Raw genomic sequence first — 24,699 nt, 5'->3', positions numbered from 1 at the left:
GCGGCCTTATTGTTTTTTAGTTGCGGACAAATCCGGAATTAACCAGCCAGTACCGCATTCAAGGTTTTAACCAGAGTGTCTTCATCGACTGGCTTGGTCAGGTAGTCCTTCGCGCCCTGGCGTTTGCCCCAGACTTTGTCGGTTTCCTGATCCTTGGTGGTGACAATGATCACCGGAATGTGGCTAGTCTCGGCGTCTTTGGTCAGCTGGCGCGTGGCCTGAAAACCATTCAGACCCGGCATGACGATGTCCATCAACACGGCGTCCGGTTTCTCTTGGCGAGCCAGCGCTACACCGTCAGCGCCGTTTTCTGCCTTAAGCACCTGGTGACCGTGCTTCTCGAGCATCGCGGTCAGCTTGTACATTTCGGTTGGGGAGTCATCAACAATTAGAATTCGAGCCATGGTGTTTCCCAATACTTATAAGAGGCGCGTGGTTTAGCAACCAGGCGTCAGGACGCTTGTTCAACCGGCGTAAACTGAGGCACATGGGCTTTGATCGCACCGAGCAACTCTTCTTTGCTGAAGGGCTTGGTCAGGTATTGATCGGAGCCAACAATACGGCCCTTGGCTTTATCGAACAGGCCATCTTTGGAAGACAGCATGATCACCGGCGTGGACTTGAAAGCGCTGTTGTTCTTGATCAAGGCACAGGTTTGATAGCCATCGAGCCGCGGCATCATGATGTCGACAAATATGATATTCGGGTGTGTGTCAGCGATCTTTGCCAAAGCATCGAAGCCGTCTACTGCGGTAATCACCTCGCAGCCCACCTTTTTCAGCAGGGTTTCCGCGGTACGACGAATCGTTTTCGAATCGTCGATCACCATCACCCTCAAACCCTCGGAATGCTGTTCCATGTTTGCCCTACCATCGCCTCGGTGAGTCGTTATTTTTGCGTTATATCAGTGCGTCTGAGGCCCTGTCACCGACGGGATACAACCCAATCGTCGGGCCTTTTTAGCACACTCTCATGCCGCAATCTATAAGCCACGCGGGGCCAAGGTTTTTCCTTGACCACCCGATCCGCCAGCGCCACCCTGACGCCACATCACGCTCGCAGCACACTGTGAAAAGCTGCCTAAAATTACGGAGAACACCACCATGAGCATCCGCCTCGGCATTGTCATGGACCCCATCGCCCAAATCAGCTTCAAAAAAGACAGTTCGCTGGCCATGCTGCTTGCCGCCCAGGCGCGCGGCTGGTCTCTCTTTTATATGGAGCAACAAGACCTTTATCAGCACAAAGGTCAGGCTCGCGCTCGAGTGGCTGAGCTTAGCGTATTCAACGATCCGCAGCGCTGGTTCGAACTCAGCCCCGAGCAGGACATTGCTCTGAGCGACTTGGACGTGATCCTGATGCGCAAGGACCCGCCCTTCGACAACGAGTTCGTTTACTCCACCTATCTACTGGAACAAGCCGAGCAAGCTGGCGTGCTGGTGGTTAACCGCCCGCAAAGCCTGCGCGACTGCAATGAAAAGTACTTTGCCACGCAATTCAGTCACTACACGCCGCCGACCATTGTCAGCCGCAGGGCCGACATTCTGCGCGAGTTTGCCAAAGAGCAGCGTGACATCATTCTCAAACCCCTCGATGGCATGGGCGGATCGATGATTTTTCGTCACCGCGAAGGCGACCCCAACCTTTCGGTGATCCTCGAGACCCTGACCAACCACGGCCAGCAGCAAATCATGGCCCAGGGCTACCTGCCGGCGATCAAAGATGGCGACAAACGCATTCTGATGATTGATGGCGAACCCGTACCTTACTGCCTGGCGCGCATCCCGGCGGTGGGTGAAACGCGCGGCAATCTTGCAGCGGGTGGCCGCGGCGAAGCTAGGCCGCTGACCGAGCGAGATCGTGAAATTGCGGCTGCCGTAGGCCCAACCCTGCGTGAAAAAGGCCTGCTGTTTGTCGGCCTGGACGTCATCGGCGAGCACCTGACCGAGATCAACGTGACCAGCCCGACCTGCATCCGCGAGATCGACGCCGCCTTTGACACCCGCATCGGTGAGCGACTGATGGATGTGATTGCCGAGAAGCTCAATGCGCGCAGTGCTTCATAGACTTTTGCATGCTCCCTCGGCAGACTGCGCGGCAACCTGAGCAGACCTGATACCCGATGAATGCAGCCACTCGACAACCCGAACTGTCCAGCTCCGCAGTAAAGCCGGCTGACCGTTTGGGCTTCACCCTGTTCCTGGCGGCTGTGCTGCATGCCGCGCTGATTCTCGGCCTGGGCTTTACCCTGGCCGAGCCCAGCCAGATCAGCAAAACGCTGGAAATTACCCTGTCGACCTTCAAGAGCGAAGAAAAGCCTAAAGAGGCCGATTTTCTCGCCCAGGACAACCAGCAAGGCAGTGGCACTCTGGATCACAAAGCCGCGCCAAAAACCACTGAACAGGCCTTATTTCAGGACAGCGAGGTCAAACGCGTCACGCCCCCCGCTACACCCCAGCAGCCTGCTGCCCGCCAGGAAGCCCCGAAAGCGGCAGTCGCTACCCGCGCCCCACAACAACAGAAAACTCCGGTAAAGCGCGAAGAAAGCAAAGCCACACCGCCCACCCGCACCGCTCCGGTGTTCGACAGCGCGCAACTGTCTTCAGAAATCGCCAGCCTAGAAGCTGAACTGGCTCAGGAAGTTCAGCAATACGCTAAACGCCCAAAGATTCATCGCTTGAACGCCGCCTCAACCATGCGCGACAAAGGTGCTTGGTATAAAGATGAGTGGCGCAAGAAAGTTGAGCGCATCGGCAATCTCAACTACCCCGACGAAGCCCGGCGCGCGGGGATTTACGGCAGCTTGCGCCTGCTGGTTTCGATCAATCGCGACGGCACGCTGTATGAAGTGCAGGTACTGGAGTCATCCGGTCAGCGCCTGCTCGATCAAGCCGCCTTGCGCATCGTGCGTTTGGCTGCTCCCTTCGCGCCGTTTACCGGCGATCTGGCGGATGTAGACCGCCTGGAAATCATCCGCACCTGGCGCTTTGCGCGCGGCGATCGCCTGTCCAGCAACTGAATCGCTGCTTGGCGCTTGAGCCTTCCCGCCTGAAGCTCCAAACTAGCGCCATGAAAGACGCCAGCTCCCTCAAGCATCAGTTCCTGATTGCCATGCCGCACATGGCCGATACGCATTTTGCGCAGACGGTCACCTACATCATTGATCACAACGAAAACGGCGCGATGGGCCTGGTGATCAACAAACCCAACGGCCTCAACCTGGCCGATGTACTGGAGCAACTGCGTCCGGACCAAGAGCCGCCTGCACTTTGCCGCAGCTTACCGATTTTTACCGGTGGCCCAGTGCAGACTGATCGCGGTTTTGTTCTGCACCCCAGCGGCACGCAATTTCAGGCCACTCTGGAGCTGGGTGAACTGGGTTTGTCGACCTCGCAGGATGTGTTGTTTGCCATAGCCGATGGCAACGGCCCGCAGCAATACCTGATCGCCCTCGGCTATGCCGGCTGGGACGCCGGGCAACTGGAAGCCGAACTGATTGCTAACGCCTGGCTGACCTGCCCGGCCGACGCGAGCATTCTCTTCGACCTGCCCTTCGACCAACGTCTGAATGCCGCTGCCGCGCGCCTGGGCGTCAACCTCAGCCTGCTCACCTCACAAGCCGGTCACGCCTAATGTCGGATAACAAAAGCAAACCTTTGCGCCTGCTGCTGGGCTTCGATTACGGCACCAAGCAGATTGGCGTGGCGGTCGGCCAGGTCATCACCGGCCAGGCTCGCGAACTGTGCATCCTCAAGGCGCAAAACGGCGTGCCGGATTGGCAGAAAGTCGAAGCATTGGTCAAGGAATGGCAGCCGGATGCCATCGTCGTCGGCCTGCCGCTGAACATGGACGGCAGCAAAAGCGAGATGAGCGAGCGCGCGGAAAAATTCGCCCTCCGCTTAAACGGCCGCTTCAACCTGCCCGTGCACACCCACGATGAACGCCTAACCACCTACGAAGCCAAAGGCCAACGCCTGCAACAAGGGCAGAACAGTGGCTACCGCGAACGCCCGGTAGACGCCCTGGCCGCCGCACTGCTTTTGCAGGGCTGGCTCGATGAAAACAGCCCCTGAAAACTACCTGCGTTGCCGATACTGCGTTAAAAACAGGCTCGGAATGCTCATTTACAACACGTAAACTCGCGTGCGAGCCCAGTGCGCTTCCTCACCGTTTTGACCAGCCGCAGGCTGTTACTGGCGTAGCGCCTTGTCTCGGCTGCCTCGCCTACGTTTTCAGAGGCTGTTTTGTATACATCTGGAGTGTTGCCATGAGTTTACCCAACCCGGCCGAACTGCTACCGCAAATGGCCGATGCGCTGACCCGCCACCTAAACCAACGGCAAATCAGCCAGCCGCGTTTTATTGGCATCCGCACCGGCGGCGTCTGGGTGGCTCAAGCATTGCTCGAAGCCCTCGGCCGCCAAGACGCGCTGGGCATTCTCGATGTGTCCTTCTACCGTGATGACTTCACCCAGAATGGCCTGCACCCGCAGGTGCAACCGTCCGAGTTGCCGTTCGAGATCGAAGGTCAGCACTTGGTGCTGATTGACGATGTCCTGATGAGCGGCCGCACCATCCGCGCCGCACTCAATGAGCTGTTTGATTACGGCCGTCCAGCCAGCGTGACCCTGGTCAGCCTGCTCGACTTGAATGCCCGCGAGTTACCGATCAGCCCGGACGTAGTCGGCGCCACGCTGTCGCTGACAACGGATCAGCGGGTAAAATTGACCGGCCCCACACCGCTGACCCTCGAACTCCAGACGCTTGCCCACTGAGACTCGCCCCATGACGACCCTAGCCGCCAAGCGCTCGCTGCAGCTCAATGACCAAGGCCAACTGCGCCACTTTCTATCCCTCGACGGCCTGTCCCGTGAGCTGCTGACGGAAATCCTCGACACCGCCGACTCCTTCCTCGAAGTCGGCGCACGCGCGGTCAAGAAAGTCCCGCTGCTGCGCGGCAAAACGGTGTGCAACGTGTTCTTCGAGAACTCCACGCGCACGCGCACCACCTTTGAACTGGCCGCCCAGCGGCTATCGGCGGATGTCATTACGCTCAACGTCTCGACCAGCTCCACAACTGGAAGCCATGGCAGCCGACATCTTTGTCGTGCGTCATGCCGACTCCGGTGCCGCGCACTTTATTGCCGAGCATGTGTGCCCGAATCTGGCCATCATCAACGGCGGTGACGGCCGTCACGCCCACCCAACCCAGGGCATGCTCGACATGCTGACCATCCGCCGGCACAAAGGCGGTTTCGAGAATCTCTCGGTGGCCATCGTCGGCGACATCCTGCATTCGCGGGTGGCGCGCTCGAACATGCTCGCGCTGAAAACCCTGGGCTGCCCGGACATTCGCGTGATTGCACCGAAAACCCTGCTGCCAGTCGGCATTGAGCAATACGGCGTGACGGTTTACAGCGACATGACTGAAGGCCTCAAGGAAGTTGATGTGGTGATCATGCTGCGCCTGCAGCGCGAGCGCATGACCGGCGGCCTGCTGCCCAGCGAAGGCGAGTTCTACCGCCTGTTCGGCCTCACCGAACAGCGCCTGAAGTTGGCTAAACCGGATGCGCTGGTCATGCACCCTGGCCCCATCAACCGTGGCGTGGAGATCGAATCGGCTGTGGCCGATGGCCCGCAATCGGTGATCCTTAATCAAGTCACTTACGGCATTGCCATCCGCATGGCGGTGCTGTCCATGGCCATGAGCGGGCAAACCGCGCAGCGCCAGCTCAATCAAGATGCCGAGGAGCAGAACTGATGCGTATCCGTATCCTCGCCGCCCGTGTGATCGACCCTGCCAGTGGTTTTGATCAGCAGGCTGATTTGTACATTGAAAGCGGCAAAGTGGTCGGCATCGGCCAGGCACCCGCCGGTTTTGTCGCCGAGCAGAGCATTAACGCCCAAGGCTTGGTGGCCGCGCCCGGCCTGGTCGACCTGAACGTCGCCCTGCGCGAACCGGGCTACAGCCGTAAAGGCAGCATCGCCACGGAAACCCTCGCGGCAGCCGCCCCCGTGCTGGACACGCCAGCGGTGGCTGAGCTGATTCTCGACCGCGCCCGCGAAGCCGGCCACACCAAGGTGTTTCCAATTGGCGCATTCAGCAAAGGCCTGCAGGGCGAGCAACTTGCCGAGTTGGTAGCCCTGCGCGATGCGGGTTGTGTCGCCTTCAGCAATGGCTTGGACAACTTCCGCAATAACCGTACCTTGCGCCGCGCGCTGGAATACGCGGCCACCTTCGACCTGACGGTAATCTTCCATTCTCAGGATTATGATCTGGCCGAAGGCGGCTTGGCTCACGAAGGCCCAACCGCCAGCTTCCTCGGCCTGCCCGGCATTCCGGAAACGGCAGAAACGGTGGCGCTGGCCCGCGACCTGCTGCTGGTTGAACAAACCGGTGTGCGCGCACACTTCAGCCAACTGACCAGCGCACGCGGTGCCCAGCTGATAGCAGACGCCCAAGCTCGCGGCCTGCCAGTGACAGCCGATGTCGCGCTTTATCAGCTGATTCTTACCGATGAAGCGCTGAGTGACTTCTCCAGCCTGTACCACGTGCAGCCACCGTTGCGCACAGTCGCTGACCGAGACGGCCTGCGCGCAGCCGTGAAAAGCGGTGTCATCAACGCCATCGCCAGCCATCACCAGCCGCATGAACGTGACGCCAAGCTCGCGCCATTCGGCGCCACCGAACCTGGCATCAGCAGTGTGCAACTGCTCCTGCCCTTGGCCATGAGCCTGGTGCAGGACGGCCTGCTCGACCTGCCCACCCTGCTCGCGCGGCTGAGTTGTGGCCCGGCGCAAGCGCTGCGTCTACCTGCTGGCAAACTGAGCGTGGGCGCACAGGCCGATGTGCTGCTGTTTGATCCGCAGGCTTCAAGCGTGGCCGGTGAGACCTGGTATTCGAAAGGGGACAACTGCCCGTTTATCGGCCACTGCCTGCCGGGTGCCGTGCGCTATACCCTGGTGGACGGACGCATCAGCTATCAGGCCTGACAGCTAACCGATAGAGCCACGGGGGAGGCGCTTTAGCGGCGAGCTTTTAACAATGCTCTCGCGGCTAAAGCCCTTCCCACGACACGGCAAAATCTCACGAAAAATGCGCGCCTGTTCAGGCGCGCTCAGCGTTCTTGATTGACACCTGACTATTCAGCGTCCAAAAGTCATACAGCACGCCGATCAGGAACAAGCCGCCGGTAAACAGATAGATAACCCCGGTGATCCACTTGCCTTGGTACATGCGGTGCACGCCGAAAATGCCGAGGAAGGTCAGCAGAATCCAGGCAACGTTGTAGTCGGTATCGCCAGCGGTAAAACGCAGATCCGCCTCACGGTCCATCGCCGGGATCAAAAACAAATCGACAATCCAGCCGATAAACAGCAGCCCCAAGGTGAAGAACTAGATGGTCCCGGTCACCGGCTTGCCGTAATAAAAGCGGTGCGCGCCGAGAAAGCCAAAAATCCACAGCAGATAACCGATTAGCTTGCTGTGCGTGTCCTGTCGCTGCATGTGTATGACTCCGTAGCTTAGTGTGAAGGTTTGACGCGCCACTGTACGCAAGGTTCGCCGTCGGTGGAAATTCATCCCTCAACAGCCCAATGACGCTTGAAGCTCGCTGCTGATTGCTAAATACTGTATGCATAACCAGTTATGCACAGGCGTCATGATGCAACTGATCGAAAAGCTCACCGTACTCGCCGACGCCGCCAAGTACGATGCCTCCTGCGCCAGCAGCGGTGCACCCAACCGCAGCTCGAAGGGTAAGAGCGGAATCGGCTCGACCACCGGTATGGGCATCTGCCACAGCTTCACCCCGGACGGGCGCTGCGTGGCGCTGCTGAAGATCCTGCTGACCAACTTCTGCCTGTATGACTGCCAATACTGCGTCAACCGCCGCTCCAGCGATGTACCGCGCGCGCGTTTCACCCCCGAAGAAGTAGTAACGCTGACCCTCGACTTCTATAAGCGCAACTGCATCAGCGGGCTGTTTCTCAGTTCGGGCATCATTCGCTCAGCCGACTACACCATGGAACAGCTGATTCGCGTGGCCAAACTGCTGCGCGAGGAGCATGAATTTCGCGGCTACATCCACCTTAAAACCATTCCCGACGCCGACCCACTGCTGATTGCTGAAGCGGGTCGCTATGCGGATCGCCTCAGCGTGAACATCGAACTGCCCACAGAGAGCAGCCTGATCCGCCTGGCACCCGAGAAGCAGGTACGCACCATCAAGCAGGCCATGCATTCCATCCATCTGGGTGAGAGCGAAGCCCGCGCGGAAAAACGTGGGCCACGCTTCGCCCCGGCCGGGCAGAGCACGCAGATGATCATCGGAGCCGATGCAACCGATGACAGCACTATTCTGCATACCGCCGCCTCGCTCTACGGCGAATATCAACTGCGCCGGGTGTACTACTCGGCATTTAGCCCGATCCCACAAAGTCCCAACACCGTACCCTTCGAAGCCCCACCGCTGCTGCGTGAACACCGCTTGTATCAGGCCGATTTCCTTTTGCGCGGTTACGGCTTTGAGGTCGGCGAACTGCTCAGCGGCCCCGGCAACCTGGCTCTGGATATCGACCCGAAACTGGCCTGGGCGCTGAACAACCGCGAGCATTTCCCGGCCGACCTCAACCGCGCCGAACCGGCGATGATCGCCCGCGTGCCGGGCATCGGCGTGCTCAGCGCAAAACGCCTGATGGCTTTACGCAGGCAAAAACGCATTCGCTTTGAAGATCTCACACGCCTGCGCTGCGCGCTGGAAAAGGCCAAGCCGTTTATCGTCACCCAGGACTATCGCCCGAATCAGGCGGGCAGCGAATCGCTCGTGCTGCGCCAGCAACTGAGCGAAACACCCGCGCAGATGTCGCTGTGGTGATGCGCAATGCCTCCTTCGACGGCAGCTTTATTGGCTGGCGCACAGTGGCCAGAAGTCTGCTGCAACAAGGCATTGCCCCGCATCAGGTGAACTGGCGACCCGACGGCGACAGCCTGAGCCTGTTCGATCAGTCGCCCACGGCAGCGGATCTGGATGCAACAAAGCCCGCACCACGTATCCCCCGGCAATTATTGGAACTGCTGGAAAGTGCAGCGTGTTTCCGCATGGAAGACCGCTGGAGCCTGCTCTATCGGATACTCTGGCGCGTCGCGCAGGGCGACCGTGCGGCCATGTTGCCGGGGGATATCGACGGCAGCCAGTTGCACAAACGCCTTAAAGCGGTCCGCCGTGAAGCCCATCACCTGCATGCGTTTTTGCGCTTCCAGCCACGCCCCGAGAATGCCGAAGGCCCGCAGTTAGTGGCCTGGCATGAACCGGCTCACGATATTTTGGCCAGTGCCAGCGGACACTTTGCCGAACGCTTGGGCCGCACGACCTGGCTGATCGCCACGCCGGATGATGGGGTTTACTGGGATGGGCATACCTTGCATTACCAACGGCCCTGCCCACCCGAATGGCAGCGCCTGGCACACACACCCGATGACGAAGGCCAGGCACTGTGGCTGGCCTATTACGGCAGCACCTTCAACCCGGCGCGACTCAACCGCAGCGCGCTGGAAACCAGCTTGCCGGTGCGCTTCTGGAAAAATTTACCCGAAGGGCCGTTGATTCCGCAGTTGATGAGCCAAGCCCGCGCCGGGGCACAGCGCGATGGTCAGGCAGAAGCGGTGGCAGGCAGGGGCGGCAAACGCATCAGCCGCCCGGCACATGTGACTGTCAGCGAAAACGCCGACCCGGCTCTTCGTCACTGACTTCCAGCGACAGACCTTGCGCCATACTGGTCAGGTGATCGCCATCTGTTTCCGACCCCAGCTTGATCATCAGACGCAGGTCGTTCGCCGAGTCGGCATACAACAATGCATCTTCATAGGTGATCTCACCCTGGCTGTAGAGGTTGTACAGCGCCTGATCGAAGGTCTGCATGCCCTGCTCAGTTGAGCGCTTCATCAGGGCTTTTAGCTCGTGCACATCGCCCTTGCGGATCAGGTCAGCCGCCAGCGGGGTGTTGATCAGCACCTCAATTACCGCGCGCCGCCCCTTGCCATCCGGCGTTGGAATCAATTGTTGTGCAACGATGGCCTTGAGGTTGAGCGACAAGTCCATCCACACCTGATTCTGCCGGTCAGCCGGGAAGAAGTTGATGATGCGATCCAGCGCCTGGTTGGCGTTGTTGGCGTGCAAAGTGGCTAAGCACAAATGTCCGGTTTCAGCGAAAGCCACGGCATGATCCATGGTTTCGCGGGTACGCACCTCACCAATCAGAATCACATCTGGCGCCTGGCGCAGGGTGTTCTTCAGCGCGACCTCAAAAGACTCGGTGTCGATGCCTACCTCACGCTGCGTAACAATGCAGCTCTGGTGCTGATGGATGTACTCAATCGGGTCTTCGATGGAAATGATGTGGCCGCTGCTGTTCTTGTTGCGGTAGCCGATCATCGCCGCCAACGAGGTGGATTTACCGGTGCCCGTCGCCCCGACAAACAGCACCAGACCGCGCTTGGTCAGGGCCAATTTTTTCAGGATTTCCGGCAGTTTCAGTTCGTCCAGCGTTGGGATGTTGGTCTCAATGCGGCGCAACACCATGCCCGCCAGGTTGCGCTGATAAAAGGCGCTGACGCGAAAACGACCAATGCCACGCGCGCTGATGGCGAAATTGCACTCATGGTTTTCGGCAAAGTCACGGCGCTGTTGCTCGTTCATCACCGCGTGCACGGTTTCACGGGCCTGCTCGGGCGACATAGGCGTTTTGGTGACCGGCATGATCTTGCCGTTGACCTTCATCGACGGCGGAACACCGGCGGTGATAAACAGGTCGGAGCCGCCCTTTTCAACCATCAGGCGCAGCAGTTTTTCGAATTCCATCGTTAGTCGCCCATGTGCATTACGCGGTTATGCAAAAGCCAACAACACACGCGTGGCGTGCCGCTGGGGAACCGCCAGACAAACGCTGGCGGCGCAAGTTGAGTCAGAAGTTCTCTGGCGTTTTGGCTTTTTCGCGAGCGGCATCGCGACTGACAACGCCCTTGGCAACCAGAGTTTTCAGGCACGAATCCAGCGTCTGCATGCCCAGCGAGCCACCGGTCTGGATCGCCGAATACATCTGCGCCACTTTGTCTTCGCGGATCAGGTTACGAATGGCCGGGGTGCCGATCATGATTTCGTGGGCCGCCACTCGACCGCCGCCGATTTTCTTCAGCAGGGTTTGCGAAATAACCGACTGCAGCGATTCGGAGAGCATGGAGCGCACCATGGATTTCTCTTCCGCCGGGAACACGTCAACCACACGGTCGATGGTCTTGGCCGCCGAGGTGGTGTGCAGGGTGCCAAATACCAAGTGGCCGGTTTCTGCGGCTGTCAGGGCCAAACGGATGGTTTCGAGGTCGCGCATCTCGCCCACCAGGATGATGTCCGGGTCTTCCCGCAGCGCCGAGCGCAGGGCTTCCGAGAAGCCCAAGGTGTCGCGGTGGACTTCACGCTGGTTGACCAGGCACTTCTTCGATTCGTGAACGAATTCGATCGGGTCTTCGACCGTCAGAATGTGGTGGTACTTGTTGCTGTTGATGTAGTCGAGCATCGCCGCCAGAGTGGTGGACTTGCCCGAGCCGGTTGGCCCTGTCACCAGCACCAGACCGCGCGGCACATCAGAAATTTTGCGGAAGATCTCGCCCATGCCGAGGTCTTCCATGCTCAGCACTTTCGACGGAATGGTCCGGAATACTGCGCCAGAGCCGCGGTTCTGGTTAAAGGCGTTAACCCGAAAGCGCGCCACACCGGGCACTTCGAAGGAGAAGTCGGTCTCGAGGAACTCCTCGAAATCCTTACGCTGCTTGTCGTTCATGATGTCGTAAATCAGCGCGTGCACCTGTTTGTGGTCCAGGGCTGGCAGGTTGATCCGACGTACATCGCCGTCGACTCGAATCATCGGCGGCAGGCCAGCAGAAAGATGCAGGTCCGATGCACCTTGCTTGGCACTGAAGGCCAGCAACTCAGTGATATCCATGGGACTCCCTAATGACAGACAAGCAGGTAGAATGCCGCAAAACCCAGGCGGCGGGCGCGAGTAATGTCCACGATAGCAGAGAATATTGCAAAGGTCGGAGTGCGCATCCGTGAGGCGGCGCAAGCCTCGCAGCGAGATTTCAGCCACATCGGCTTGCTCGCAGTCAGCAAAACCAAACCGGCCGACGCGATTCGCGAGGCATTCGCGGCGGGCGTAACGGATTTCGGCGAAAACTACCTGCAAGAAGCACTGGATAAGCAGACGCAACTGAGCGATCTGCCGGTGGTCTGGCACTTTATCGGGCCGATCCAATCGAACAAGACCAAACCCATCGCTGAGCACTTTGCCTGGGTGCATTCGGTTGACCGCCTGAAAATCGCCGAACGCCTGTCTGCCCAACGCCCGGCACACTTGCCCGCACTGAATATCTGCCTGCAGGTCAATGTCAGCGGTGAAGCCAGCAAATCTGGCTGCAGCCCAGATCAGCTGTCGGCGCTGGCACATGCCGTCACACAACTGCCCAACCTGCGCCTGCGTGGATTGATGACAATCCCTGAACCGACCGATGATGTGACTGAACAGCGCGCGGCGTTTGCCCGTTTGCGTGAGTTGCAGCAAAGCCTAAACCTGGACCTCGACACCCTCTCCATGGGCATGAGCCATGACCTGGAAGCGGCCATTGCCGAAGGTGCAACTTGGGTGCGCATTGGTACAGCCCTGTTTGGCGCGCGTGATTACAGCAACAGCTGATTAAGTTTGCCTTCAGCCTTATTAAGGAAGCCCGTTATGACCACTCCCCGCATTGCCTTTGTCGGTGCCGGCAACATGGCTGCCAGCCTGATCGGCGGGCTGCGTGCCCAAGGCATTGAGGCCAGCGCCATTCGCGCCAGCGACCGTGGTGCCGAGCAGCGCAGCAAGATCAACGCCGATTTCGCCATCGCCACCTTTGAGCACAATGCCGACGCTATTAAAGATGCCGATGTGATTGTCTTGTCGGTCAAACCGCAAGTGATGAAAGAAGTCTGTCTGGATCTCGCGCCTCACATCGGTGAACAGCAGCTAATCGTCTCGATTGCCGCCGGCATCAGCTGCGCCAGCCTGGAAAACTGGCTGGGCCCACGCGCCATTGTGCGCTGCATGCCCAACACACCGGCGCTGCTGCGTCAGGGTGTCAGTGGCCTGTTCGGCAACACACAAGTATCGCCGACTCAGCGCGAACAAGCAGAGCACCTGCTAAGCGCGGTTGGTTTGGCTTTGTGGCTGGATAAAGAAGAGCTGATTGATGCGGTGACGGCCGTATCCGGCAGTGGTCCGGCTTACTTCTTCCTGCTGATTGAGGCCATGACCGCCGCTGGCGAGAAGCTCGGCCTACCGCGCGAAACCGCCGCGCAGCTTACGCTGCACACAGCGCTGGGCGCGGCACGCATGGCGGTGGCCAGCGATGTTGACGCCAGCGAACTGCGCCGCCGAGTCACCTCCCCCGCTGGCACCACCGAAGCGGCAATTAAAACCTTCCAGGCCAATGGCTTCGAAGCCCTGGTCGAACAAGCACTCAACGCCGCTGCTCACCGCTCAGCCGAGCTGGCCGAACAACTGGGTCAATAAGGAACGAACATGATCGGACTCGATACCGCCGCTGTTTACATCCTGCAAACCATCGGCAGCCTGTACCTGCTGATCGTCCTGCTGCGCTTTATCCTGCAGTTGGTGCGCGCAGATTTTTACAACCCGGTCAGCCAGTTCATCGTGCGCGCCACGCACCCGCTGGTGAAACCGCTGCGCAAGATCATTCCCAGCGTTGCCGGGCTTGATCTGGCGTCGCTGGTCCTGGCGATTGTGGTGCAGTTGGTGCTGATGGCGCTGACCCTGATGCTGATGGGCTACGGCCTGGGTGATCCGCTGCAGTTGCTGGTTTGGTCGATCGTCGGGGTGACGGCCCTGTTCCTCAAGGTGTTCTTCTTTGCCTTGATCATTAGCGTCATCCTTTCCTGGGTTGCGCAGGGCAGCCACAATCCAACCGCCATGCTGATCAATCAGATCTGCGAGCCCTTGTTGGCCCCGATTCGGCGCATGCTGCCGAGCATGGGCGGCATGGACCTGTCACCGATCGTGGCGTTTCTGATCCTCAACCTGATCGACATGTTGGTGATCCGCAACCTTGCCGTGATGACCGGCATGCTCAAAGGCCTGAGCTTGGCGATCTGATCGGCGCCTGGGCCATTTTGACCGGGGATGGCCGCGGCCTGATCCTCACTGCCACCTGCAGCCTAACGCTAACGCGCATGCATTGGGCTGCAGGTGAACGGAGCAAGATTCACCCCACCGGACCATCGGTAGACGGCAAAGCCAACGCCCTGCTGCATGCATGCCTGACAACAGCCTTGGCGGTCAGCACGCCTGCCTGGAAGCCGGCCAGCAGAGCTGGCAAAAGCGCCTGCGCATCGACGCCCCAAAAGCCTTATCCACCGAACGCGCACTGACCGCTCGGTCATCTTGACTGACCATAAGGCGGGTGTTCGACGACGTGCAATTGACGCCATAGCCGCGCCGCGCATAATGCCCCGATAGTTTGTGAGCGAACTGCGCCGATCTGGCGGGCTTTCGGCGGCCATTGGCCGTTATGCCGCCGCCATTAGCGACGCTGTAGCGCTCAATGTGTGCACGACTTGCCCTGGGTGCCCAACCCCCAGCGCCCCCACAATGGATGCACCCAACGGAGGAAAGCCCGCATGAGCATGGAACGTCTCAGTCAGCAGGTGGATGCGTACGTCGCCTGGAAGCGCGAGCTGATGCGTGAGATCACGCGCTATCGCAGCTGGCTCATGACCAACCGGCTGAACTCCGAGGCCGTGGAGGCCAAGCTCGAACGGGCGCTCAAGCTGCTGCGCACCGACCATATCACCCTGGCCTTTGTGGGGGAGTTCTCGCGGGGCAAGACCGAGCTGATCAACAGCCTGTTCTTCTCGTCCTACGGCCAGCGCATGTTGCCGTCGCAGGCGGGGCGTACCACCATGTGCCCCACCGAGCTGTTCTTCGATCCGCGCTCGGAACGCTCTTATATCCGCTTACTGCCCATCGAAACGCGCGTGGCCGAGGCCAGCGTGGCGCAGTTCAAACGCATCCCGCGCCACTGGGTGAACATCCCGCTGGATTTGAGCGACCCCAATAACATGGTGCAGGCCTTTAATCAGGTCGCGCGCACCAAGCCCATGCCGGTTGAGCAAGCCATCACCCTGGGCTTTCATCCCGACATGCTGGAAAGCACACAGAAACCCGGCGAAGTGCTGGTGCCAGCCTGGCGGCATGCCATGGTCAACTTCGACCATCCGCTGCTGCGCCAAGGCCTGCGCATCCTCGACACACCGGGCCTGAATGCCTTGGGCAGTGAACCGGAGCTGACCCTGTCGATGCTGCCCAGCGCCCAGGCCATCATTTTTCTGCTCTCCGCTGACACCGGCGTGACCGCCAGCGACATGGCCGTCTGGCAGCAGCACATTCGCCAACTCGACGAAGACACCCAGACCTGCCTGTTTGCCGTGCTGAACAAGATCGACGTGCTGTGGGACGACCTGGCCGGCGAAACCTTTGTGCAAAACGCCATCCGCCAGATCCAAACCAACACCGCCAAACAGCTTGGTATACGTGTTGAAGACGTGCTGCCGCTCTCGGCCAAGCAGGCGATGTTGGCCAAAGTGCGCAAGGACTCGGAGCTGCTGGCCCGCAGCCAGATGAGCAACTTGGAAAACCTGCTCTGCGAACGCATCATTGCGCAAAAGGAACGCTTGCTCGAAGACCGCGTGGTCAATCAGGTGCTGGCCCTGCTGCAAAACAGCCAGCACGTGCTCAATTTGCGCCTGGAGAAAGTCAACGAACAGCAGGCGCTGCTCAACCATCACCAGCATGACAATGGGCAAATGCTGTTTGAGCTGACGGCCAAGACCAAAGAGGACCACAGCCAGCACCACAAGCGTCTGCTCGGCCTGAAGACCAATCAACGTCTGCTCAAGCGTCAGGGCGAGTTGTTGCGCCATGCCTCGCGCAGCGAACGTCTGGATGAACACCTGGACAAGGTGCGCAAGAACCTGACCGGCAGCTGGACCACCTTTGGCATCAACCAGGCCATCCTGCACTTCTTCCGCAGTGTCGAACATGACCTGCACACCCTGGCGCAGGAAGCCGAGATGGCTAACAAAATGGTCGCCGCCATTTACCGTCGGCATAACGAAGAAAACCCGCTCAACGGGGTGGATGCACCGCAGTTCAATGTGGAGCGCTACCTGCGCGAACTGCGCAAGCAGCAAACCAAGGCTGATCAGTTTCGTCTGCACCTGAAAACCCTGCTGACTGAGCAACGCAGCCTGACCAAGCGCTTCTTTGCGACCTTGGTGCAAGAGGTGATTGGTCTGCATCAACGCATTCGCCAAGAAGCTGAGCAGTGGTCCAGCGATGCCTTGATGCCGCTGATGCAGCACACGCTTGAGCACAAACAACTGCTGGAAACCCACATGCTGCGCCTTAAAGCGCTGGCCCAACAAACGCAGCAAACGCGGCAGCGCGGTCAACAACTGGCGCACTACAGTGTTGAGTTGCAGCAGCAGTTAACCCAGGCCAGCGAGATGCTGCGAGTGTTGCGCCGCCCGGCACCGGTGCAGCGCCAAGGTAAAGTGGTCACCCTGCCCACAGCAGCACGGCCGCACAGCATCGGCGAATAAGCCGCGCCAGCGCTACACACCCTGTACCACCTCCTGCCGCCCCACGCGCTTGCCGCGTGGGGCGGCGCTCTTTAGACTGCGGCTCTTCCTTTATTGCGAGCAGAGTCGATGTCGACTGCCTTTCCCCAAGACTCTGTTGGCCTGGTAACCCCGCAGGTGATGCAGTTTGCTGAACCTCTGGCGCTGGCCTGCGGGCGCAGCCTGGCCGACTACCAACTGATGTTTGAAACCTACGGTGAGCTGAACGCCACGGCGAGCAACGCCGTGCTGATCTGCCACGCCCTCTCCGGTCACCATCACGCCGCCGGTTATCACAGCGCCGATGAGCGTAAACCGGGCTGGTGGGACAGCTGCATTGGCCCCGGCAAGCCGATCGATACGCGCAAATTCTTTGTCGTTAGCCTGAACAACCTCGGCGGCTGCAACGGCTCCACCGGCCCCAGCAGCACCAACCCGGCGACCGGCAAACCGTTTGGGGCGGATTTCCCGGTGATGACCGTGGAAGACTGGGTGCACAGCCAAGCACGACTGGCAGACAACCTCGGGATCACTCAATGGGCTGCGGTCATCGGCGGCAGCCTCGGCGGCATGCAAGCCATGCAATGGACCATCAGCTACCCCGAGCGCGTGCGTCATTGCCTCGCCATTGCTTCGGCCCCCAAGCTGTCGGCGCAGAACATCGCGTTCAATGAAGTGGCGCGCCAGGCGATTCTGACTGACCCGCAGTTCCACGGCGGGCACTTTCAGGAACAGGGTGTTATTCCCAAGCGCGGCCTGATGTTGGCGCGCATGGTCGGCCACATCACCTACCTGTCGGACGACGCCATGGGCGAGAAATTCGGCCGGGGGCTAAAGAGCGAGAAGCTCAACTACGACTTCCACAGCGTCGAGTTTCAGGTGGAAAGCTACCTGCGCTATCAGGGCGAAGAGTTCTCCGGCCGCTTTGACGCCAACACCTACCTGCTGATGACCAAAGCGCTGGATTACTTCGACCCGGCCGCTCAGCACGACGGCGATCTAGCCAAGACCCTGGCCCATGTCAGCGCCGATTTCTGCGTGATGTCCTTCACCACCGACTGGCGTTTCTCGCCGGCACGCTCGCGGGAAATCGTCGACGCCCTGACCGCCGCTCGCAAGAACGTCTGCTACCTGGAAATCGATGCGCCGCAAGGCCACGATGCATTCCTGATGCCGATTCCGCGCTACCTGCAGGCCTTCGACAGCTATATGAAAAGGATCAAGGTGTAACCATGCGCGCGGACCTCGACATCATTCAAGAGTGGATTCCAGCGGGCAGTCGCGTACTCGACCTCGGGTGCGGCAATGGTGAATTGCTCGCCTGGCTGACGGAACACAAGCAGGTGTCCGGCTACGGCCTGGAGATTGATGCAGACAATATCGCCCAGTGCGTCAGCAAGGGTGTCAACGTGATCGAGCAAAACCTCGACAAGGGCCTGGGTAACTTCGCCAGTGACAGCTTCGACGTAGTCGTCATGACCCAGTCGCTGCAAGCGCTGCACTACCCGGACAAGGTGCTGGCGGAAATGCTGCGCGTCGGCAAGACCTGCATCATCACCTTCCCCAACTTCGGCCACTGGCATTGCCGCTGGTACCTCACTACCAAAGGCCGCATGCCGGTGTCGGACTTTTTGCCCTACACCTGGTTCAACACGCCGAACATTCACTTCTGCACCTTTGCCGACTTTGAAAACCTCTGCCACGACCAAGGCGCTACCATCATGGACCGTCTGGCCGTCGACCGTCAGCACCGCAACAACTGGGCTAGCCGCCTTTGGCCCAACCTGCTGGGGGAAATTGGCATTTACCGCATCACTGGCACCACACGTTAACGCACGGGATATTGGTCCCTGCATCAACAGTTGGTTTATCGGGAGACACCTATGAAACGCATCGCTTTAGTGTTGTTGGCCCTGTGCCTGAGCCTGCCGGCAGTGGCCGAGCGGAAAAAGAGCTTCGGCGACCTGGATGTGCATTACATCGCGTTTAATTCCAGCTTTCTGCAGCCGGAAATCGCCGCAGCCAGCAACCTGGTACGCAGCAAAACCCAGGGCGTGGTGAATATCTCCGTGCTCAAAGCCGGCACACCGATCACCGCCAGCGTCACCGGTGAAGTGAAGGATTTGGTCGGCCGCAGCCAGCCGCTGACCTTCCGCCAAGTCAAAGAAGGCCAAGCCATCTATTACCTGGCGCAATACAACTTTACCCAGCGCGAAATGCTGCGTTTCACTATCAATGTGCGGGCCAACGATGGCGTGGCGCGCAGCTTCGACTTCAACCAAGAAGTCTTCCCAGACGAATAACGGTCATGAGCACATGATGCCTTTCAAGGAACTGGTACTGGCCAGCCACAACGCTGGCAAACTCAAAGAACTGCAAGCCATGCTCGGCAGCAACGTGCATGTGCGCTCGATTGGCGAGTTCTCCACCGTCGAGCCGGAAGAAACCGGCCTGTCGTTTATTGAGAACGCCATCCTCAAGGCGCGCAACGCGGCGCGCCTGTCCGGTTTACCCGCGCTGGCTGACGACTCAGGTTTAGCGGTGGACTTTCTCGGTGGCGCACCCGGGATTTACTCCGCGCGCTACGCCGACGGTCAGGGCGATGCCGCCAACAACGCCAAACTGCTCAACGTGCTTAAAGATGTGCCGGATGCCGAGCGCGGCGCGCAGTTCGTCTGCTGCCTGGCTCTGGTGCGCCACGCCGATGATCCACTGCCGATCATCTGCGAAGGACTCTGGCACGGACGCATTCTCCACGCGGCGCAAGGCGTGGAAGGCTTTGGCTATGACCCGCTGTTCTGGGTGCCGGAGCGCAACTGTTCCAGCGCGGAACTGCCCGCTGCCGAGAAAAATCAGATCAGCCATCGCGCCCGCGCCATGGCCCTGCTGAAACAGCGGTTGGGTTTGGCGTGATTCAATCCCCCTCGGCCCCTACCCCTCTGACACAAAGTGAGGGGCTTAGCAGCGGCTTCGAGCTGCCCCCGCTGGCGGCCTATATCCACATCCCTTGGTGCGTGAAGAAGTGCCCGTACTGCGACTTCAACTCGCACGCAGCCGGCCCTACCCTGCCCGAAGAGGAATATGTCGACGCCTTGCTCGCTGATCTGGATGCCGATCTAGCGCAGGTGCATCAGCGACCGTTGAGTTCGATCTTCTTTGGCGGCGGCACACCCAGCCTGTTTTCCGCCAAAGCCTTAGGCCGCCTGCTGGAAGGCGTTGAACGCCGCGTGCCGTTTGCCGCCGACATCGAAATCACCCTTGAAGCCAACCCCGGCACCTTCGAGCAAGCCAAGTTTCGCGATTACCGCAGCTTGGGTATCAACCGTCTGTCCATCGGCGTACAGAGTTTCCAACCGGCCAAACTCAAGGCACTCGGCCGCATCCATGACGGTGACGAAGCCGTACGCGCCGCCGACATGGCCCGCGCAGCCGGCTTCGATAACTTCAACCTAGACCTGATGCACGGCCTGCCCGATCAGTCGATTGACGATGCCCTGAGCGACCTGCGCATTGCCATTGCTCAGCAGCCCACGCACCTGTCCTGGTACCAGCTAACGATGGAGCCGAACACGGTGTTCTGGAACCAGCCGCCCGAGGTGCCGGAAGACGATGTGCTGTGGGACATTCAGGAGGCCGGACAAGCGCTGCTGGCCGCCGAAGGCTATGCGCAGTATGAGGTGTCAGCCTACGCACAGCCCGGCAAGGCCGCGCGGCACAACCTCAATTACTGGACCTTTGGTGACTTTCTCGGTATCGGCGCCGGCGCCCACGCCAAGCTCAGCCAGCCGGATGGCCGCATCCAGCGCAGCTGGAAGACCCGCCTGCCGAAAGACTACATGGACAGCCGCAAACGCTTCAGCGCTGGCGAGCGCGTGTTGACGGCAGAAGAACTGCCCTTCGAGTTTCTGATGAATGTGCTGCGCCTCACAGACGGCGTCGCCAGCGAACTGTTCACTCAGCGCACCGGCTTGCCGCTCAGCGTGCTCGCGGCCGCCCGCCAGGACGCTCAGCAACGTGGCTTGCTGCACGCGGACCCGACCCGGCTGTGCGCCACCCGCGAAGGCCAACTGTTTCTCAACGACCTGCTGCAGTATTTTCTTCCCTGACGTAGACGCCGCCACGGCTAAGGAACCCGGATGGACCTGCTACTCGACCTGATCGTCACCCTGTCGCGCTGGAGCCGTGGCCACCTCTACGACATTTCCCTGGCGATCATGGCCACCCTGCTGGTGCTCTTCGGCCCCGGTATCAACACCTGGGTGCAACGCAACACCAGCAGCATGAACTTCATCCTGCGCACGCTGATCTTCGTCCTGCTCTGCGCGGTGGGCTACGGCCTGCTGATGGTCTTTGCCACACCCTATCTGGCCAAGGGCCTAGGCCTGTTCAACAACTTCACCTTGGCTCCCATGCTGATTCTGGTGTTCTTTATCGTCGGCATCCTCGCCGACCGGAATTAAGTCCGGCACTCAAACCGCAACCAGGGAAACTTCCGCAGCGAATGTGACGACCATCGCAGATCGTCACGCAGCCTCAACAATCAGAGCGCTTTTTGATTAGCCTTGCACTCCGAAATGCACCGGCGTGCCAGCTGTAGCCACTGTCTGTGGCGCAAAAACCGCCTCCCGCCACCCCAAGCAAGCCCCTGCCTGTGCTCAGGACGTGCCCGGCGGCCCTACCTGTTGATGCCCTAGCCATGATCACGCTGAACCTTCGCTCCCTGTTTTGCCTGTGCGTTCTAAACCTTGCATTGTTGGCCAGCGCTTTCAGCCACGCGGAACAAACGTCCTCCGCGCCAGACGAAAGCTGGACCATCAACATGCAGAGCGCCGACATCCGTGACTTTATCGAGCAGATCTCCAGCATCAGCGGCCAGACATTTATCATCGACCCGCGCGTGAAAGGTCAGGTGACCGTGGTGGCGCAACAGCCCATGAGCCTGGCCGAGGTGTACAAGCTGTTTCTGTCCGTGATGAGCACCCACGGTTTTGCCGTGATGCCGCAGGGTAATCAGCTGAGCATCATCCCCAACAGCGAGGCCAAGACCACCGCCGGCAGCCGGGGCAATCTGGAAACCCGCGTGCTGCAGGTGCAACACGGTGCGGCCAATGACCTGCTACCGCTGATTCGCCCGCTGGTTGCCAACCATGGGCATTTGGCCGCTGTACCGTCGTCCAATAGCCTGATCATCAGCGACAGCCCGGCCAATATTGCGCGCATTGAAGATGTCATCCGCCAGCTCGACAGTCGCAGCCAAGACGATTTCAGCGTGTACGACCTGCGCCATGCGTGGGTGCAAGAACTGGCAGCAGTAATCAACAGTTCACTACAAAACCCGCAAGCCAGCGGTGCTCAGGTGATTGCCGATACACGCGCCAATCGCTTGCTGCTGCTCGGCCCGCAAGAGGCACGGGCGCGGCTGTTGAAACTGGCGCAGAGCCTGGACACACCCAGTTCGCGCTCGGCCAATACGCGGGTGGTTCGCCTGCGCCATGGCGATGCCAAGGAACTGGCCAAAACCCTGGGCGACTTCGGTGAAAACCTAAGCCAGAGCCAGGGCAGTGAAAATGCATCACCGCTGAAGTTGATGATTCGCGCAGACGAAAGCCTGAATGCCATCGTTATCATGGCCGAAGCCGATATCGTCAATATGTTCGAGGACTTGGTACGCCAGCTGGATGTGCCGCGCGCGCAGGTGTTGGTTGAAGCGGCGATAGTTGAGATGTCCGGCGACATCAACGACGCCCTTGGCGTGCAGTGGGCCATTGATGGCCGCAACGGCGGTGGCCTAGGCGGGGTCAATTTCAGCAACACTGGCCTGTCGGTCGGCACCTTGCTCGGCGCAATTGCCAGCGAAAAAACCGCAGAACTGGCCGGTGCCCTGCCCAACGGTTTGATCTTGGGGGCCGGTAACGACAACTTTGGCGCGCTGATTACCGCGCTGTCATCGACGGGCAAGAGCAACCTGCTGTCCACCCCAACCCTGCTAACCCTGGACAACCAGGCCGCCGAGATTCTGGTCGGGCAGAACGTGCCGTTTCAAACCGGCTCCTACACCACCGACGCAGCGGGTTCGAGCAACCCCTTCACCACCATCGAACGCAAGGACATCGGCGTTACCCTCAAGGTCACCCCGCATATCAATGAAGGCGCCACTTTGCGCCTGGTGATCGAACAGGAAATCTCCTCTATTGCCCCCAGCACCGGTTTGAACGCACAAGCAGTGGACTTGGTAACCAATAAACGCTCGATCAAAAGCACGGTGCTGGCTGACGATGGCCAGGTGATCGTGCTCGGCGGACTGATTCAGGACGACGTCACCAGCAGCGAAAGCAAGGTGCCATTGCTCGGGGATATTCCCGGCTTGGGCCGCCTGTTTCGCTCCACCCGCGAGGCCCGGCAGAAGCGCAATCTGATGGTGTTCCTGCGCCCGACAGTGGCGCGTGACGGGGCGGGTTTGGCCAACCTGAGTTTGGGTAAATACCGTGACTTGCGCCTGCTCGGTCAGGCCCATGGCTTCGAGCAACTGCCACAGCAAGCACAAGCCCTGTTCAACCATGGCCTTGAAACACCCGCCACCGACCTGCGCCAGCACTCGCAACCGCTGCAACCCCCACAGGCCATCCCGGTTAAACCGAGCAAAAGTCTGATCGAGACGCCCAAACCCGTCGACCCTGCCACCCTGGGCAATGGCCGGGGCGGTGAAAGCCGTCCGGAGGTCAACGAGCAGCGTCACACCATCGCCCTGATCGAAGGCAGCAGCCGCGAGTTTATGCAGGCCATACTGGAGCGCCATCCCAAGCAACCGCTGCGTCTGGTCGAGCGCGAGCTGAACGGCGAACGCCAGTTTGCCCTGCTTTACGGCAGTTACCCGAACCGTGAAATGGCTCTTAAAGCCCTCGCAGATCTGCCCGAGCAATTGCCCAAACGCACCGCCAGCGCCCGTCCTGAATAACTAGCGGGCGCACACAGGTGAAGCCTGAGCTAGGCTGACAATACAGGGATGCAACACAGACGCTGGCGAACGAGACACGTCGCACTGTGAAAATGAGACCACCGTCCGAATTAGCGCAAGGCGCGCTGGCACGCTGATCAACCTGTGAACTGCATAACGAATCAGCTACAGCCCGCTCTCTAGACTGCGCAGCCTAATCTGCTGGAGCCTTGGAGCTGTCACATGTCACCACGCTGGATCACTGCTGCGCTCGCCACCGCCATTGTCGGCGGCGTGCTCGGCGTCGTTGTCTCAGGCGCGCTCACACCGCCGACTCTGGAAGCCGCACGCAACGAACCGGCTACCGCCGCCCCCGCGCCTGCTGCGCAAGCGGCTCACCCCGTACAACCGGTCAGCCACACCCTGCCCATGCAGCCGACCCAAACCGCTGCAGCCACACCCAGCGCCACACTCTGGGATGTGCAATCGCTGCAAGAGATTGAGAACAACGGCATCACCCAGCACCTGACCCAAGTCGATCCCGCGCTGCTGAACAACCTAAGCGTTGGCCAGGAACTCTCGCTGGCGCTACCAGGGCGTAGCAGCCCCACGCGCGCCACCCTGAGCGAAACCCGCAACACTGGTGGCAGCGCTGTGTGGCAAGGCAGCCTGATCGATGGCGATGACGTGGAGAGCATGACCTTGGTCAAAGGCGCTCTGGAAACCCACATCACGGTCGCCACGCTGGACGGCAGCCTGTCGATCATTATCGATAACGCCACGGGTAAAACCGTCATCACCGACGAAAACCAGCTGGTGATGCGCGCCGACCCCAATGACCACCTGCATTACGACCACAAAGAACACAGCCCGTTGCCGTTGCCACCGCCAACCCAAGGCTAAGCGCTGCCAACAACTTGCGAATAAGGATAACCCGAATGAAAAGGCTATGTCTGAGTTAACTGTTGCCGCTCGTATAACCCAGCGATTCACTCAGGCAGATCAATGGGTTGAGCTGCGCTTTGTAGCGCTCAAGCAG

The 24,699-nt window shown here is 59.8% G+C and carries 25 protein-coding genes and 2 pseudogenes; 22 read left to right on the top strand and 5 right to left on the bottom strand.

Features of this window, described 5'->3' with window-relative positions; genetic code table 11:
• Positions 1-38 precede the first annotated feature (38 nt).
• Together pilH and pilG are read right to left on the bottom strand one after the other, a co-directional pair.
• The gene (gene pilH, locus AUK77_RS15765; RefSeq protein WP_296131446.1) at positions 39-404 is read right to left on the bottom strand and encodes a twitching motility response regulator PilH; all 366 of its coding nucleotides are present in this window, start codon (positions 402-404) and stop codon (positions 39-41) included.
• Positions 405-451: 47 nt separating this feature from the next.
• Positions 452-859, bottom strand: coding sequence for a twitching motility response regulator PilG (pilG, locus tag AUK77_RS15760; protein ID WP_296131444.1), 408 nt, complete (start codon positions 857-859; stop codon positions 452-454).
• A 244-nt stretch (positions 860-1,103) separates the two neighbouring features.
• Between pilG and gshB the strand changes: the two genes are divergently transcribed.
• The 7 genes and pseudogenes from gshB to AUK77_RS15725 all read left to right on the top strand — a co-directional run bounded on the left by gshB (position 1,104) and on the right by AUK77_RS15725 (position 6,992).
• Positions 1,104-2,066 (top strand): glutathione synthase, encoded by a 963-nt coding sequence (gene gshB, locus AUK77_RS15755; RefSeq protein WP_296131442.1) that lies wholly within the window; start codon positions 1,104-1,106, stop codon positions 2,064-2,066.
• Positions 2,067-2,122: 56 nt separating this feature from the next.
• Positions 2,123-3,019 carry an energy transducer TonB gene (locus tag AUK77_RS15750; protein WP_296131440.1) on the top strand — a complete coding sequence of 299 codons (897 nt, stop codon included), beginning with the start codon at positions 2,123-2,125 and terminating at the stop codon, positions 3,017-3,019.
• A 50-nt stretch (positions 3,020-3,069) separates the two neighbouring features.
• Positions 3,070-3,633 (top strand): YqgE/AlgH family protein, encoded by a 564-nt coding sequence (locus AUK77_RS15745; RefSeq protein WP_296131437.1) that lies wholly within the window; start codon positions 3,070-3,072, stop codon positions 3,631-3,633.
• Positions 3,633-4,073, top strand: a complete 441-nt coding sequence (gene ruvX, locus AUK77_RS15740; RefSeq protein WP_296131434.1) for a Holliday junction resolvase RuvX — start codon at positions 3,633-3,635, stop codon at positions 4,071-4,073. Before AUK77_RS15745 ends, ruvX begins: the two co-directional genes overlap by 1 nt.
• A gap of 194 nt (positions 4,074-4,267) precedes the next feature.
• Positions 4,268-4,774 (top strand): bifunctional pyr operon transcriptional regulator/uracil phosphoribosyltransferase PyrR, encoded by a 507-nt coding sequence (gene pyrR / locus AUK77_RS15735; protein WP_296131431.1) that lies wholly within the window; start codon positions 4,268-4,270, stop codon positions 4,772-4,774.
• 10 nt (positions 4,775-4,784) lie between these two features.
• Positions 4,785-5,760 (top strand): annotated as a pseudogene (locus tag AUK77_RS15730) (aspartate carbamoyltransferase catalytic subunit).
• Positions 5,760-6,992 (top strand): dihydroorotase, encoded by a 1,233-nt coding sequence (locus AUK77_RS15725; RefSeq protein ID WP_296131428.1) that lies wholly within the window; start codon positions 5,760-5,762, stop codon positions 6,990-6,992. Before AUK77_RS15730 ends, AUK77_RS15725 begins: the two are co-directional and overlap by 1 nt.
• 115 nt (positions 6,993-7,107) lie before the next feature.
• Here the strand turns inward: AUK77_RS15725 and AUK77_RS15720 are convergent.
• Positions 7,108-7,506, bottom strand: a pseudogene (locus AUK77_RS15720) (TM2 domain-containing protein).
• Positions 7,507-7,663: 157 nt separating this feature from the next.
• Here AUK77_RS15720 and AUK77_RS15715 point away from each other — a divergent pair.
• Both AUK77_RS15715 and AUK77_RS15710 read left to right on the top strand, forming a co-directional pair.
• The gene (locus AUK77_RS15715; RefSeq protein WP_296131426.1) at positions 7,664-8,875 is read left to right on the top strand and encodes a putative DNA modification/repair radical SAM protein; all 1,212 of its coding nucleotides are present in this window, start codon (positions 7,664-7,666) and stop codon (positions 8,873-8,875) included.
• A complete protein-coding gene (locus AUK77_RS15710) occupies positions 8,875-9,747 on the top strand; it encodes a TIGR03915 family putative DNA repair protein (RefSeq protein ID WP_296131425.1) in 873 nt (290 codons plus the stop codon). Before AUK77_RS15715 ends, AUK77_RS15710 begins: the two co-directional genes overlap by 1 nt.
• On the opposite strand, the gene AUK77_RS15705 is transcribed toward AUK77_RS15710, so the two are convergent.
• Together AUK77_RS15705 and AUK77_RS15700 are read right to left on the bottom strand one after the other, a co-directional pair.
• On the bottom strand, positions 9,713-10,858 hold the full coding sequence (locus AUK77_RS15705; protein WP_296131421.1) for a PilT/PilU family type 4a pilus ATPase: 1,146 nt from the start codon (positions 10,856-10,858) through the stop codon (positions 9,713-9,715). The two genes, AUK77_RS15710 and AUK77_RS15705, sit on opposite strands and share 35 nt — an antisense overlap.
• A 103-nt stretch (positions 10,859-10,961) precedes the next feature.
• Positions 10,962-11,996 carry a type IV pilus twitching motility protein PilT gene (locus AUK77_RS15700; RefSeq protein WP_296131417.1) on the bottom strand — a complete coding sequence of 345 codons (1,035 nt, stop codon included), beginning with the start codon at positions 11,994-11,996 and terminating at the stop codon, positions 10,962-10,964.
• A gap of 63 nt (positions 11,997-12,059) precedes the next feature.
• Between AUK77_RS15700 and AUK77_RS15695 the strand changes: the two genes are divergently transcribed.
• The 13 genes from AUK77_RS15695 to AUK77_RS15635 all read left to right on the top strand — a co-directional run bounded on the left by AUK77_RS15695 (position 12,060) and on the right by AUK77_RS15635 (position 24,563).
• Complete coding sequence (locus tag AUK77_RS15695) at positions 12,060-12,746, top strand: YggS family pyridoxal phosphate-dependent enzyme (protein WP_296131415.1); 687 nt, start codon at positions 12,060-12,062, stop codon at positions 12,744-12,746.
• A gap of 36 nt (positions 12,747-12,782) precedes the next feature.
• Positions 12,783-13,601, top strand: coding sequence for a pyrroline-5-carboxylate reductase (gene proC, locus AUK77_RS15690; RefSeq protein ID WP_296131412.1), 819 nt, complete (start codon positions 12,783-12,785; stop codon positions 13,599-13,601).
• Between the two features lie 9 nt (positions 13,602-13,610).
• Complete coding sequence (locus tag AUK77_RS15685) at positions 13,611-14,201, top strand: YggT family protein (RefSeq protein ID WP_296131409.1); 591 nt, start codon at positions 13,611-13,613, stop codon at positions 14,199-14,201.
• A gap of 160 nt (positions 14,202-14,361) precedes the next feature.
• Positions 14,362-14,493: a hypothetical protein gene (locus AUK77_RS15680; protein WP_296131408.1), complete on the top strand. Its 132-nt coding sequence runs from the start codon at positions 14,362-14,364 to the stop codon at positions 14,491-14,493.
• A gap of 232 nt (positions 14,494-14,725) precedes the next feature.
• Positions 14,726-16,708 (top strand): dynamin-like GTPase family protein, encoded by a 1,983-nt coding sequence (locus tag AUK77_RS15675; RefSeq protein ID WP_296131405.1) that lies wholly within the window; start codon positions 14,726-14,728, stop codon positions 16,706-16,708.
• Between the two features lie 108 nt (positions 16,709-16,816).
• A complete protein-coding gene (locus AUK77_RS15670; protein WP_296131402.1) occupies positions 16,817-17,956 on the top strand; it encodes a homoserine O-acetyltransferase in 1,140 nt (379 codons plus the stop codon).
• Between the two features lie 2 nt (positions 17,957-17,958).
• Positions 17,959-18,558, top strand: coding sequence for a methionine biosynthesis protein MetW (gene metW, locus AUK77_RS15665; protein ID WP_296131399.1), 600 nt, complete (start codon positions 17,959-17,961; stop codon positions 18,556-18,558).
• Positions 18,559-18,609: 51 nt separating this feature from the next.
• Entirely contained in the window at positions 18,610-19,029 is a 420-nt protein-coding gene (locus tag AUK77_RS15660) for a DUF4426 domain-containing protein (RefSeq protein WP_296131398.1), read from the top strand.
• Between the two features lie 13 nt (positions 19,030-19,042).
• Positions 19,043-19,639 (top strand): RdgB/HAM1 family non-canonical purine NTP pyrophosphatase, encoded by a 597-nt coding sequence (gene rdgB, locus AUK77_RS15655; protein ID WP_296131396.1) that lies wholly within the window; start codon positions 19,043-19,045, stop codon positions 19,637-19,639.
• Between the two features lie 26 nt (positions 19,640-19,665).
• On the top strand, positions 19,666-20,832 hold the full coding sequence (hemW, locus tag AUK77_RS15650; RefSeq protein WP_296131551.1) for a radical SAM family heme chaperone HemW: 1,167 nt from the start codon (positions 19,666-19,668) through the stop codon (positions 20,830-20,832).
• 30 nt (positions 20,833-20,862) lie between these two features.
• A complete protein-coding gene (locus AUK77_RS15645) occupies positions 20,863-21,186 on the top strand; it encodes a DUF3392 domain-containing protein (RefSeq protein WP_296131393.1) in 324 nt (107 codons plus the stop codon).
• Between the two features lie 359 nt (positions 21,187-21,545).
• Positions 21,546-23,681, top strand: coding sequence for a type II secretion system secretin GspD (gene gspD, locus AUK77_RS15640; RefSeq protein WP_363079422.1), 2,136 nt, complete (start codon positions 21,546-21,548; stop codon positions 23,679-23,681).
• 222 nt (positions 23,682-23,903) lie between these two features.
• Positions 23,904-24,563 (top strand): hypothetical protein, encoded by a 660-nt coding sequence (locus AUK77_RS15635; protein WP_296131388.1) that lies wholly within the window; start codon positions 23,904-23,906, stop codon positions 24,561-24,563.
• Positions 24,564-24,699: the final 136 nt, after the last annotated feature.

Source organism: Pseudomonas sp. Ga0074129 (genome assembly GCA_001465025.1).
Classification (GTDB): Bacteria; Pseudomonadota; Gammaproteobacteria; order Pseudomonadales; family Pseudomonadaceae; genus Aquipseudomonas.
Note: the sequence above shows the minus strand (reverse complement) of the source record. Positions and strands in the feature narration are given on the sequence as shown.